This window comes from Halobaculum halobium (assembly GCF_030127145.1).
Classification (GTDB): Archaea; Halobacteriota; Halobacteria; order Halobacteriales; family Haloferacaceae; genus Halobaculum; species Halobaculum halobium.
In genome coordinates this window covers 203278-215278 of record NZ_CP126159.1, presented here as the reverse complement: position 1 = coordinate 215278, position 12001 = coordinate 203278, and the positions used below count along the sequence as shown (strand labels likewise).

The 12001-nt window shown below is 68.4% G+C and carries 8 protein-coding genes; 2 read left to right on the top strand and 6 right to left on the bottom strand.

Going from position 1 to position 12001, the window contains the following annotated elements:
- The first annotated feature begins 80 nt into the window (after positions 1-80).
- On the top strand, positions 81-1337 hold the full coding sequence (locus tag P0Y41_RS15975; protein ID WP_284063780.1) for a Gfo/Idh/MocA family oxidoreductase: 1257 nt from the start codon (positions 81-83) through the stop codon (positions 1335-1337).
- 30 nt (positions 1338-1367) lie between these two features.
- On the opposite strand, the gene P0Y41_RS15970 is transcribed toward P0Y41_RS15975, so the two are convergent.
- On the bottom strand, positions 1368-2879 hold the full coding sequence (locus tag P0Y41_RS15970; protein WP_284063779.1) for a lipopolysaccharide biosynthesis protein: 1512 nt from the start codon (positions 2877-2879) through the stop codon (positions 1368-1370).
- Between the two features lie 321 nt (positions 2880-3200).
- Between P0Y41_RS15970 and P0Y41_RS15965 the strand changes: the two genes are divergently transcribed.
- Positions 3201-4406: a beta propeller repeat protein gene (locus P0Y41_RS15965; RefSeq protein WP_284063778.1), complete on the top strand. Its 1206-nt coding sequence runs from the start codon at positions 3201-3203 to the stop codon at positions 4404-4406.
- 72 nt (positions 4407-4478) lie between these two features.
- Here the strand turns inward: P0Y41_RS15965 and P0Y41_RS15960 are convergent, their stop codons facing one another.
- The 5 genes from P0Y41_RS15960 to P0Y41_RS15940 all read right to left on the bottom strand — a co-directional run bounded on the left by P0Y41_RS15960 (position 4479) and on the right by P0Y41_RS15940 (position 11996).
- Entirely contained in the window at positions 4479-5855 is a 1377-nt protein-coding gene (locus P0Y41_RS15960) for a sulfatase (RefSeq protein WP_284063777.1), read from the bottom strand.
- Positions 5856-5895: 40 nt separating this feature from the next.
- Complete coding sequence (locus P0Y41_RS15955) at positions 5896-6996, bottom strand: glycosyltransferase family 4 protein (RefSeq protein ID WP_284063776.1); 1101 nt, start codon at positions 6994-6996, stop codon at positions 5896-5898.
- A 202-nt stretch (positions 6997-7198) separates the two neighbouring features.
- Entirely contained in the window at positions 7199-8380 is a 1182-nt protein-coding gene (locus P0Y41_RS15950) for an FG-GAP repeat domain-containing protein (RefSeq protein WP_284063775.1), read from the bottom strand.
- A 59-nt stretch (positions 8381-8439) separates the two neighbouring features.
- Entirely contained in the window at positions 8440-9741 is a 1302-nt protein-coding gene (locus tag P0Y41_RS15945; protein ID WP_284063774.1) for a nucleotide sugar dehydrogenase, read from the bottom strand.
- A 242-nt stretch (positions 9742-9983) separates the two neighbouring features.
- Positions 9984-11996 (bottom strand): hypothetical protein, encoded by a 2013-nt coding sequence (locus P0Y41_RS15940; protein WP_284063773.1) that lies wholly within the window; start codon positions 11994-11996, stop codon positions 9984-9986.
- Positions 11997-12001 lie beyond the last annotated feature (5 nt).

Below are 12001 nucleotides of genomic sequence, written 5' to 3'. Positions count from 1 at the left end.
GTCGGATTCTCGCGCGTCAGAACGACGACCCGGACGGGTAGTGTGTGTATAGTGATGGGCGGAATGGTCGAACGCGCGGTATGGTTCTCGACGCTGCGATAGTGGGCACCGGCGCAGACCCGGAGGAACGCGACCGAACCGGTTTCGCGATGGCGTACAGACACGCGCCGGCGTACGAACGGCTCGACGACGTTCGGCTCGTCGCCTGCGCGGACATCGTCCCGGAGAACGCGGCGGCGTTCGCCGACCGCTTCGACATCCCCGACGAACACGTCTACGAGGACTACGAGGCGATGCTGGACGGGGCCGAGCCAGACGTCGTGAGCGTGTGCGTCCCGCCGGCGATCCACGCCGACATCGTGGTCGGCTGTGCGGACAGCGGCGTCCCGTCGGCCGTCCACTGCGAGAAGCCGATGGCGACGACGTGGGGCGACTGCCGGCGCATGGTCGACGCCTGCGAGGACGCCGGCGTCCAACTCACAATCAACCACCAGCGGCGCTTCGGCGAGCCGTTCACCCGGGCGAAACGCCTGCTGGAGGACGGGACCGTCGGCGACCTCGAGCGGGTCGAGTTCGGCCAGGACAACCTCTTCGACGCCGGCGTTCACCAGTTCGACCTAGCGGGGTACTACGCGGAGTTCGCGGACGTGGAGTGGGTGCTCTCGGGGATCGACTACCGCGAGGAGAACAAGTGGTTCGGCTCGCACAACGAGAACCAGGGACTGGCCCAGTGGCGCTACGAGACCGGTGTCCGGGGACTCGCCTCGACGGGCACCGACCCGGGGATGGGCGACGACTTCACCGGCTGTTACCTGCGGCTGGTCGGGAGCGACGGCGTCGTCGAGATCGGCGTCGAAGACGGGCCAACGCTGCGCTACCGTGTCGACGGCTCGGGCTGGACGGCCGTCGACGTGGGCGCGACCGTCCACGGCCCGACGTCGGGGGTCGTTCGAGCAGGCGCTCGGAAGCTGCTTGAGCGCGTCCCCGGCGTCGACGAGCGGCGCGTGGACCCGCCGACGTTTGTTGACAAGGCGATCGAGGAAGTCGTCGACGCGCTCGTCGAGGGGCGAACGCCGGCGATCAGCGGTCGGCGGTCGCTGTGCGCCGCGGAGCTTCCGTTCGCCGCCTGGGAGTCCGTTCGGCGGCGCGGGCGCGTCGACCTCCCGCTGGACGTGGACGACAACCCGCTGGAGGCGATGGTCGAGAACGGCCAGATCGGTCCCGGGGCCCGCACGACTGCCGAGGCCGGAGCCAGCGAGGCGGGCGACGGCGGCGACGCGGCCGCTCCCGACGCGACGGAACGAGCGGTCGCCGACGGCGACGGCGGCGACGACTGACCGAAAAGGTCGGATATCGGCTCGACCAGGTTAGGAGACGATGTTGCGGGCGATCTGTTTGAACTCGTCGGTCACGTTCCACTGAACTGGGCGTTCGATCACCAGAACGGCGCCGGCGAACACGGCGATCCCGAGCGGGATGAGCACGGCGAGTTCGACGAAGGGGTTGACGTCGAGCGCGACGCGCGCGGACCTGACGACCGCCCACATCACGAGGCTCGCCAGGAGCGGGAAGACGAACTCGTAGTAGAGGTCTCTGGCGGGGGCGTCGATCGCTCGAGCGGTGATATGCACGTCCAGTGGCATCATCGGGAACACGAAGATGCCGGTGACAGTGAGTGCGGTCCCGAGGATGCCGAACTCGGCGGTCATGGGGTAGATCGCGATCGCGATGAGGACGACTCGCAGCGCCGAGAGCTTCGTGATGTAGTCGGGGCGTCCGATCGTCTTCCACACCTGCCCGAACGTTCGGCCGATACACCTGAGCATGCCGTAGACCGCCAGTACCTGCATCGCGGGCACGGCCGGCAGCCACGCCTCGCCGAACACCGCCAAGACGAACGTCGGCGCGACGGCGATGATCCCGAACGCCGACGAGAAGCCGATCAGCGAGGTGACGCGGACCGTCCGCAGGACGGCGTCTCGGAACTGTTCCTCGTCGCTCTGGAGCTTCGAGAACGCGGGGAACATGACGCCGGAAACGACCTGCGACAGCTCCGTCGCCGGTGCGTTCGAGAACCGGTAGGTGTACTGGTAGTACGCAAGCGCCGTCGGCGTGAGCAGCCAGCCCACGAAGACGTCGTCGCCCTCGCTGTAGAGGAAATACAGGATCGACGACCCCGTGAGCCACTTTCCGTACCCGACCAGCTCCTTTGCAATCTCGAGGTCGAAACTCGGCCACGGCCGGTAGCCGTGGACGACGTACGACAGCGGCAACTTGACCGCGTCGCCGGCGACGTATCCGATGACGAACGCCCAGGCGGTCGGCTCGACGAGCGCGTAGCCGATGCCCACGATCAACTGCGTCGCGTCGCCCGAGAGCTTGTAGACGAACTGTTTCTCGAACTCCAGGTTCTTCTTGAAGTAGACGACGCCCGGGTTTCGAATCCCCAGCAACAGCGGCGACAGCGCCGTTGCCCGTATCAGCGCCGTCGCCCGCGGCTCGCTGAACACCAGGTCCGCGACGTACGGCGCGACCGCGAACATGACCCCGAAAATGAGGGTCCCCCGAGCGATCTCGAGCAACCACGTCGTGTTCAGGTGCGAGTCGACGTCCTCCTCGACCTTCTGTATCAGCGCCGTGTTCAGCCCGATGTTGGTGAACTTCCGGATCGCACTGAGAGTGAGCAGCGCAATCCCGACGAGTCCGAGCTCCGCCGGCCCGACGAGCCGCGCCAGGACCGCGAGCGTCGTGAGCTGGAACAGCCGACCGAGAACGTTCTGGCTGCCGAGCCAGACGGCGCTCTTGCCGGCTCGCTGTGCGGTGTTTCCTGACGGTCGGAGCCGCGAGACGACCATCCGTATCCGTTCTCTGAGGCTCATTGTCTCCCCCGGCCTAGAAAGATCGACCGTACGTGTCGGTGGCTCACTATTGTGTCCCTGACGGGCGTGGGAAGCCGTCCCCGGTAGTAATGACTTCATTACCGGAGGTAACAGCGAGCTTCACGCCCCAGTGAACGATCGAACTCGCGGACCGTACGCCCCCCAAGGGGTCAGGTCGCGATCGACGGCGGAGCGGCCGATGGGCACCGGCGACGGCCGACTACGCGTCCACAGAACCGAGACACACGTCGAGAACCGCGGCCACACGTCGGCGAGCGTCTCCACTCGACCCGTATCCGCCGTCTACTTTTACCAACGGCCGTGGAGGGGGACGGCACAGATGGGCGACGAACGACCGGAGGCGACGGTCAGGGGGCGAAGGCTGTGAAGCTGGAGACGGTCGTCGACGGGACCTTGGTCGCGACCCGCGACCGAGCGGTGTACCGGGGACCCGTCGACGGGCGGCTGCGACGCGTGGGACGGCTCCCGACCCCGACCGGCGGCCTCGACGGGCTCCGGTTCCACCTGCGGACGACACGGGCGGTGAAGCGCGCGGTGTCCGTCGTCACCGGGCGGTTCCCGTCGGTGAATGTCGAGGTCGTCGACAGTCAATCGTTGGTCGCCACCGCCGGCACGTGGGTGTTCGCCTCTCCCGACCGCGGCGCGACGTGGCGGGTCACCGCGCGGCTCCCTGACTCCTCCGGGCCGATGGGGGTCCTGCCGTCGGCGCTGTGCGCTCACGAGGGAACGGTCACGTTCGGGGAGTACCCGCTCGCGGGTGACAAACCTCCCCGGATCCGCCGCTCTCGCGACGGCGGGGCGACATGGGAGACGGTCCTGGAAGTCCCCGGAGTCAGGCACATCCACGGCGTGACCCGCGATCCCTACACGGGCGAGTGGTGGGTGACGACCGGCGACACGGACGACGAGTGTTACATCGGTCGGCTTCGAGACGGCGAGTTCGTCCCGGTCGGCGGCGGCAGCCAACAGTGGCGAGCCGTCGAGCTCGCGTTCACCGAGAAGTTCGTGCTCTGGGGCGTCGACTGCAACTACACGAGCGATAGGCGGATCTACCGGCTCCCTCGCGGAGATCTGTCGAGGGCGGATCCGACGCCCACGCCGGTCGCGTCGCTGTCGAGTCCGGTGTTTTACGCGGCCGCGGCCGAGGTCGACGGCGAGCGGTGGGTGGCGTTCGCCACGGCCGCCAGCGCGAACCCCGACAGCACGGGACCGGAGGACAACGAGACCGGCAGCGACGTGACGCGCGTCGTCGCCGCCTCCTCCGCGTCCGCGTACGAACGGTGGTACGAGGTGACATCGGGACGACGGCAGCGAGGGTTCGCCGAGCGGGTTGGGGCCGACGGCATCGTTCCGCCCACGAACGCGTACACATTCCTCGAGAGCGACGGCGAGCGCCTGCTCGTCAATCCCTACAACACCCGCGAGGATGACGGTCAGATCCTGTCGTTCGGGCGAGAGTACTTTTCGTCGGTCGCCGAGCGATCGAGGGTGCTGTTCGAGGGGTGAGCGTGAGCCTCGAAGCCGCTCTTGAGGCTGGAACGTCGTCGCTCGGGGCGGGTCCGAAGAAGCGAATCCACCTCAGAGGTAGCCGAGGTCCCGAAGCTGCGCCTCGGTCGAACCGCCGATCGCCTCGTCTGTGTCGCCGTGGTCGTCAGTCTCGGTGAGGTCCGCGAGGCGGTCGTCGAGCGCCTCGCTCAGCGCCGACAGCACCGCCGGCTCGGTCCGCTCGGGCGACGGGATCGTCCGCTCGTCGACGGTTGACTCTCCGCGCCTGAACAGGTACTGCTCCCCGTCTTCAGAGCGGGCCAGCCGGTGGTCGCGCCCGGATATCACCCGCCAGCGGTCCACTTCCTCCTTCGTGGTGCCTGTGTGCGGGATGTGGTCCTCAGTGAGGGCGTGCTCGCGGGCCAGCGACGACACGTCGGCGCCCGGTTCGGCGATCAACCCGAACAGGTCCCGAAGCTCGACCGGGTCATCGACGCGCTCGCCTCCGCGCTGTCCGGGTGTACGCACGACCATCGGGACGTTCGTGTTGAGGTCACGGAGGTAGTGGGACGGCTCCCCGTCGCGGGGGAAGTCCCCGAGCGTCTTCCCGTGGTCGGCGCAGATCACGACCAGCGTGTCCTCAAGCAGACCGAGGTCGCGGTAGGTGTCGAGCAGTTCCGCCAGCTTCGCGTCCTGGTATCGGAGAGCCGCGTCGTAGTACTCCAGCACGCGGTCGCGGTCATCGCCAGCGAGGTCCGCCTTTCCGAGAACGTACGCGAGCAGGCGGGTGTTGAGCAGGCGCGGTTCGATCGGTCCCGGCGTCGTCAGTCCCAGCTCCTCGAACGCCTCGTCCGGCGGGAAGTAGGGGCTGTGTGCCTCCATCACGTTGAGGAAGGTGAACGTGGGCTGTGGGTCGTCGGCGGTCGTCTCGACCCACTCTCGCGCACGCGTCACCAGGGAGTCGGTGAAGAACGGCCGCTTCAGGAGGAACACCGGCTGTCTGGCGGCCTGTGCGAGCAGGGAGTGTGCCCGCGAGTACGCCCGGTCGCGCCGGGAGTGAATCCCCGCGCCGGACTCGCGGCCGATCTCGAGGTCCCACTCGACGAACTCCTCGAAGCCCCGGTCGAGCCCCGAGAGCTTCCCGACCCAGGGGTTGTTCGAGAACCCGGCCGTGCGGTAGCCGCGCTCCGAGAGCCGTTCCGCGAGGGTCTCGGTGCTCGCGGGCAGAGCCGGTCGACGGTCGGCGAAGCCGTTCGTCACGCCGTGTTCGGAGGGGAACTTCCCAGTGAACATCGAACAGTGGGAGGGTAGCGTCCACGGCGTCGGCGTGTAGGCGTTCTCGAAGGTGGTCGCCTCTTCGGCCAGTGCGTCCAGCGTCGGCGTTGTCGGTCGGTCATGTCCGTACAGCGACACGCGGTCGCGCCGAGCCGAATCGAGGATCACGAAGAGAACGTCCGGTCTGTCGGCCATGGAATCGACTCGGACGGTCGCCCACTTGGATATGCGTCGATTATCGACCCGAGTCGGGGGCGCGCTCGCGACGCCGGCATCTCTCGGAGACGCACCCGTCATACACGTCGAGGATGGACGCGACGGCACCGTCCCACGAGTATCGCTCGACTACCGCTCGCCGATTACGCTGACCCATCGACGCCGCCCGGTCGGGGTCGGAGACGAGCGCTGTCAACGCGTCCGCCAGCGCGTCCGCGTCACCGGGAGTCACGAGTCGCCCGCGGTCGTCGTCGATCACCTCGGGGATCGATCCGACGTCTGTCGAGACGACGGCGTTCCCGCCGGCCATCGCCTCCAGCACCGCGATCGGGAGCCCCTCGGCGTACGTCGGGAGCGTGTACACCGTCCCCCGGTTCAGGAGGTCGCGCTTGCGCTCTTCGCTCACGTACCCGTGGTAGGTGACCGACTCGCGAGCGTCTGCGAGGGCCTCGACCCGGTCGCGCAGCGGACCGTCGCCGGCGATATCGACCGCGACGGTCCCATCGGCGCGATCGAGTACCGAAGCCAGGGCCTCGACGAGCTCGGCCACGCCCTTGCGCTCGATGAGGTTCGACACGAACACGATCCGCGGCGGATCGGCGTCGTACTCCGGGTCGTAGTACTCCGGCTCGACGGCATTTGGGACGACCGATACCGCCGACTCGGGCACCAGACCGGCGTCGACGACCACGTCTCGCCAGTACGGCGAGAGCACGACCACTGCGTCGCTGGCGTCGAAAACGACCCGCTGGAGCGCCCGGACGAGCGCCGGAGGGTCCTCGACGAAGGTGTCGAACGACGAACCGTGGACGTGCAACACCGTCGGACGGTCCCAGATGTACTGCGCGAACAGCACGTAGAACGCCGCCCGATAGAACGAGAAGTGGTGGGACGTATGCACGTGGACCAGATCCGGCGGCGAGCGGCGGACGAACGCGACAGCCGCGAAGGCCGTCCGCAGCGCGACGCGGAGCAGCCAGATCGGCCCGCCGCGGTCCCGAGGGGAGTACATGTCGTGTGTCTCCGTGTCGACTCCATCCGGGAGCTCCTCGCGCTGTCGCTCGACGTACCGGTGCACGCCCCCGCCGGCGAACGTGCCGACGAGCAGTACCTCGCTCACACCCTCAGGTATCGTCGCTGTGGACGACGCGGCCAGCGTGTCGGGTTCCGGTGTCTCGTCGGCAGCCCCGTCGTCCGCCGGCTGGTCGCCGTTTGATCGAATACGCGCGGTCATTTGTCCTCGCGGGCCTTTCGATCGGGGGCGGTTGGGAGGGCTGCACTACGACCGAGGGCGACGAGGTCGGGGGCGGAGGCGGCGGCGTTCATCGCCCGTACCAGACGTCGACGTGTCTGGTGTCGTATGCTTTCCCGACCACGTCCGGGCGGTCGTCGCCGTCGAGGTCGACAACCTTCGCCTCGTGTGTGGGGACACCGGTCACGAGGAGTTCCGGCTCGAAGGTGCCGTCGCCGCGGTTGTGGAAGCGGAACTGCCGGGGCTCGTGGCCCTCCTCCAGCCCCATCTCCGCGACGAAGAGGTCCGGGGGTGCACCGTCGTGATCACCGCCATCGTCGATCCCCGACGACGGCAGCACCTGGACCGTGTGCGGGTTCGAGAGGTCGTCGTGCAGCAGCGTCAGCTCCCAGTCGGGCGGGTCGAACACGCCGAGTCGAGCCCGGCGGTCGCCCTGATACGGGAGGTCGCCCTCGGCTGCGACCACCTCGAGGTCACCGTCGCCGTCGAGATCGGCCACCGCGAGGCGCGTCCAGTCCCAGCCGGTCGCGATCGCCTCGCGCTCCCAGGAGCCGTCACCGCGGCGGTGGAAGACGTTCGTGCCCGCGACGATCTCCGTCCGCCCGTCGCCGTCGATGTCGCGGACTGCGACGCCCTCGACGTTCAGGTTCTCGGCGACGACGTGCCGGTGATCGGCGGGCCACGGCTCACGCGTCGGGTCGGCCGGCACGTCGTAGTAGAACACCGTCTCGCTGCGCTGTGACAGCGCGAGCACCTCCGGCTCGCCGTCGTCGTCCACGTCGGCCACGACGGTGTCGTGGTACTTCGTGAACTCGTCGGTGATCAGCCTGCGGGTCCACCGGTCGCGGGGATCGGCGGGCTGCTCGAACCAGTAGAGGTCGTTCGAGAGGTTCTGTCCGGCCACGAGGTCGACCCGACCGTTTCCGGTGAGGTCACCCAGCGATCCGCCGATCGAGAGGTCCGGCGCGCGCGCCACCTCGTGGCGCTCCCACCCGGGGTTCTCGTACCAGAAGACGTTCCACTCCAGTCGTTCGATCACGTCGCGAGTCCCCGGCAGCAGTCGGAGGTCGATCCGCTTGCCGACGACCGGCAGCGTCACCGGGTAGCGACCGCCCATCGCGCCGACCAGCACGTCCGGACGGCCGTTACCGGTGAGGTCAGTCGTGAGACAGAATCCCATCCGGCCGGCCGGGGGGTCGTCGTCGATCCGGCGGTGGTCGAACCGCAGTCCGTCCTCGCCTCGAAGCGCCATGGCAGTCGCTCCACCCCGAGGGGGGATTGTAATCCCGCGGCTACTCGCGGCCTCCGCCCTCAGATCCGGACGTAGTCGAACCCGGCCTCGCGCCAGGCGTCCGCGTCCAGCACCGCCGGGCCGTCCACGATCGTTCGCCCGTCGGTCGCCGCGGCGATCGTCTCCGGGTCCACATTGCGGTACTCGCTGTGGCCGGCCGTGACGACGATCGCGTCGGCGCCGTCGACGGCCGACTCCAGGGAGACCAGCCGATCGTCCTCGACGTGCGGGTCGTGGAGCCGAACGTCGACCGACGCGTCGGTCGCCCGCCCGTCGCCCCCGTCGGCGGTCGCGTGTCTGACCGCCGCGGCGGCGTCATCGCGGCCGGCGAGCGCGTCGGCCAACCGCAGGCCCGGGCTGTGGCGAGCGTCGTCGACGTTCCCCTTGTAGGCGACGCCGAGTACCCCGATACGGCGGTCTTCGAGGTCTCCCAGCGACGCCTCGAGCAGGTCGATGACGAACCCGACCATGCCGTCGTTCACCCGGCGGGCGGCCGCGAGCAGGTCCAGTTCGTCCGAGGACTGCCCCAGGAACCACGGGTCGACCGGCAGGCAGTGGCCGCCGACGCCCGGTCCGGGGTTCAACACGTCGACGCGTGGGTGGACGTTCGCGAGGTCGATCGCCGCTCGCGAGTCGATCCCGTAGTCTCGTGCCAGCCGGGCCAGTTCGTTGGCGAACGCGACGTTCACGTCGCGGTGGGCGTTCTGCGCGAGCTTGGCGAACTCGGCGGTCGACGCGTCGGGCGCGCGGTAGACGGTCCCCTCAGTGCACGACTCGAACAGCGTCGCGACCAAGTCGGTCGACTCGTCGTCGACACCGCCGACGATCCGGTCGTTGTTGACCAACTCGTGAGCGATGTTTCCCGGGAGGATCGTCTCCGGGCAGTACGCGAGCGAGACGTCTTCGCCCGGTGTCAGGCCCGCGGCCGAGAGGGCCGGCGCCACGACGTCCTCGGTCGTCCGCGGCGGCACCGTCGACTCGACGACCACGGCGTCGCCCGGCCGCAGCAGATCCGCGACGGTCCGCGCGGCCGCCTCGACGTACGAGAGGTCGGCCGCCCCCACGCTCGCGTCGTAGGGGGTCGGGACACAGATCACGTGACAGTCGGCGACGACAGGGTCGTGGCTCGGTTCGAGCCCGTTGCCCAAGACGTCCCCGACGTACGCCGCGAACTCGGGTTCGGTCGTCCGAGGCTCGCCCCGGTTCAACCGCTCGATCGTCTCCTCGTCGGGGTCGTACCCGACGACGTCGTGGCCGTCGTGGGCGAACAGCGCCGCCGACGCGAGGCCGACGTAGCCGACGCCGTGGACGCAGATCCTCACGGGCGGCCCCCCGTGAGGGCACCTGCTGACGGTGTTCCGGATTCATCTCCGGTGAGTTCGACCGCGGGGGGTTGCGGGCCGTTCAGAGGCCCCTGGCGGCCGCTTCCGACTCGGACAGATGCGGTTTCGAGGGAGTCAGGTCCGCGGGATCGAGGGCGGGGAGCGCGGGCCCCGACAGTTGGTGTCGTTCTGGAGGTAGACATCGTTCAGTTCGATCGAGCGGGGGGGTGAGACACGGATTGTTATACGGGGCCTGCGATCGAAGCCGGCCGACCATTGGCGCGCCGCTCGCCCGACCGCGCTTCTGTCGTGTCCGAGAATCCGGGCAACGGCTCCGAGGGTCCGGTCACCGACTGCGCCGTCTCCTCCTCGGGCACCTCGACGCCGCTCTGGTCGACGTAGTAGAGCTGGAATTCTCCGTTGGAGAGTACCAGCGTGATCCGGGGATCGGTCGCGTTCTGGATCCGGTCGAACTCGTCGTCCTGGAATCGGATCCCGTGCCAGCCGACGACCTCCCGGCCGCGGTCTCGCTCGGAGACGACGAGGTAGTAGCCGTCCTCGGGAGGATCCTCGTCGGGTGTGGCGCGGAGGACCCGGTCGAGGCTCGACATCTGCTCGCCCGAGATCTCCCACCTCCGGACGCCGTCGAGTTCGTATCCCGTAGCGTCCATCATTCGGAACGGGCCGGGGCGGGGCTTGACGATCGACTGCTCCGCCGGGAGGTACTCGAACCCGGAGTCGTATCCTGAGAACTCCGTCTGTGGAGTCTGATCGGAGGGGAGGTAGATGTACGGCGAGGGAAAGAACGCTGCGAGCGAGAGACACAGTACCAGCATGCCGACGACAGCAACGGCCGTCTGGGCGGCGTCCCCGACGGGCGCGAGCCGGTCGGCGATGGAGGCGATAGCGATCGCTCCGATGATGCCCACGAGCACCATCGCGAAGCCGAAGTGCCTGAAGAAATACCCCGAGACGTCACCGAAGAACTGCGCGAGGAAGAACGGCCCGAGGGTGAACGCCGAGAGGGCGATGTACGCGACCGCTCGGTCGGCGTCACTCCGGTCGGCGCCGAACCCACGCCACACCCGCGCCGCGATCAGTCCGGCCGCCCCGAGGATGTACAGTAGGTTCACCGCGAACAGTTTCACGAACAACTCCACGAGGCTGACGCCCGCGCGCTCGGCGGACTCCGAGCGGTCCTGCGCGACAGCGCCGGCGCCTTCGCCCGTGGCGGTGAACGTCTCCAGCGAGTTCACCAAGTTCTCCGCAAAGATGTACGTCTTATTGAACTGTGACACCCACAGGAGGAACACGAGCGCGAGCACCAGGGTCTGCCCGATCAACAGCCGCGGCGACCCCCGGCCACCGTCGGCGACGACACCGGCGCCCTGGCCGGTGCGACCTCGGGTCCGAAGCTGCCGCGCCACGACCCCGACGAACACGAACGTCGCAAAGAGGATCAGGACGTCCAGTGCGACCTGTGGGTGGAACATCACCACCCCGACCAGCGGTAGCGGAGAGACGATGCTCGCCGCCGACAGCCACGTCGGGAGTGCCTCGTCTTCAGCGCCGCGCGTGATGTGTTTGAACGCCAGATACAGCGCGAACGGGAAGAACAGCGTCGCCACCGAGTACGTGTGAAACGAGATGGTCGTGCTGATGTTGTTTATCGGCATCAGCAGCATCGCGGAGAACGCGCCGGCGACGACGGCTCGCTCGTCGCGGAGCACGACCCACACACACAACGGAACGAACAGGAGCGTAACCGCAGACACCGCCAGGGTCTCGTACATCAGTCCGTAGCGCACCGGGACGTCCATCGCGCGTGCGAGGAACACGCCGAAGCTGTGGCCGCCGGGGTAGATGTGCTCGAAGAACTCTGCGCTGGAACCCGCCATGTCCTTCGCGTACCCGAGGTGCGTCAGCGCGTCGCCGCCGCCGTAAAAGTAGTATCCCCGAACGATCGGCAGCCCCACGAACGTCAGCACCGACAAACCGGCCAGCCCGATCCCGGCGTATCGTCCGAATCGTCCCCACCAGAGACTGGCGAGCAGGCCCACGAAGACTGCAGTGGCGACGGCGACCCAGTAGACCGTCGGGGTCCCCGCGTAGATCGACGGCTCGTACCCGTCCGGGGGATGACCCCTAGCCGCGAGCACGCCAATAGCGAGGGCGAGGTACCCGCCCGCGAGCGCGAGGAACGCCTTCGGCGGAGGACCCGCGTCCCGCTCCGGAAACGCATAATCGAGGCTCACGCGTC

Coding starts and splice junctions, on each gene's coding strand:
- P0Y41_RS15970 (WP_284063779.1), bottom strand. CDS start 2,879: ATGAGCCTCAGAGAACGGATACGGATGGTCGTCTCGCGGCTCCGACCG.
- P0Y41_RS15950 (WP_284063775.1), bottom strand. CDS start 8,380: ATGGCGCTTCGAGGCGAGGACGGACTGCGGTTCGACCACCGCCGGATC.
- P0Y41_RS15960 (WP_284063777.1), bottom strand. CDS start 5,855: ATGGCCGACAGACCGGACGTTCTCTTCGTGATCCTCGATTCGGCTCGG.
- P0Y41_RS15975 (WP_284063780.1), top strand. CDS start 81: ATGGTTCTCGACGCTGCGATAGTGGGCACCGGCGCAGACCCGGAGGAA.